Source organism: Nitrosospira sp. NpAV, assembly GCF_000832065.1.
Lineage (GTDB): Bacteria > Pseudomonadota > Gammaproteobacteria > Burkholderiales > Nitrosomonadaceae > Nitrosospira.
Map to the genome: position 1 here is coordinate 1 of NZ_JXQM01000244.1, position 471 is coordinate 471.

The 471-nt window shown below is 56.1% G+C and carries 1 protein-coding gene; it reads left to right on the forward strand.

The features are described 5' to 3' along the window. Positions 1-471, forward strand: a 471-nt coding sequence (locus SQ11_RS15990) for a histidine kinase dimerization/phospho-acceptor domain-containing protein (protein ID WP_041515201.1), incomplete at both ends; no start/stop codon positions are given.

Below are 471 nucleotides of genomic sequence, written 5' to 3' on the forward strand. Positions count from 1 at the left end.
GTTGCGATGAGCTACGGCATTGCACGCAAAGGACTGCGTCCGATATCCAGGCTGGCTGCAGTCATGGATCAGCTGGACGTACATCGCTTAAGTCATCGCGTGAATGAAGAGCCGTGGCCGGAGGAATTGCAACCATTGGCCCAAATGTTCGATGGACTTCTATCTCGTCTGGAAGTGTCTTTCTCCCGTCTGTCGCAATTCTCGGCTGACATCGCTCATGAACTGCGGACCCCGCTTCATATTCTTCGCGGCGAAGCAGAGCTGACGCTTACCCGCGCAGCATCAGTGGAGACATATCGCGCCAGCATCGAATCAGCGGCAGACGAGTACGATCGCCTGTCATGCATGGTGGATGCTCTGCTGTTCCTGGCACGCAGCGAGCAGCCGGACACTCATATCGATCGACAAGTGCTGGATGCCAGGCAGGAAGTTGTTGCCGTCTTCGACTTCTATCAGGCCATGGCCGACGAA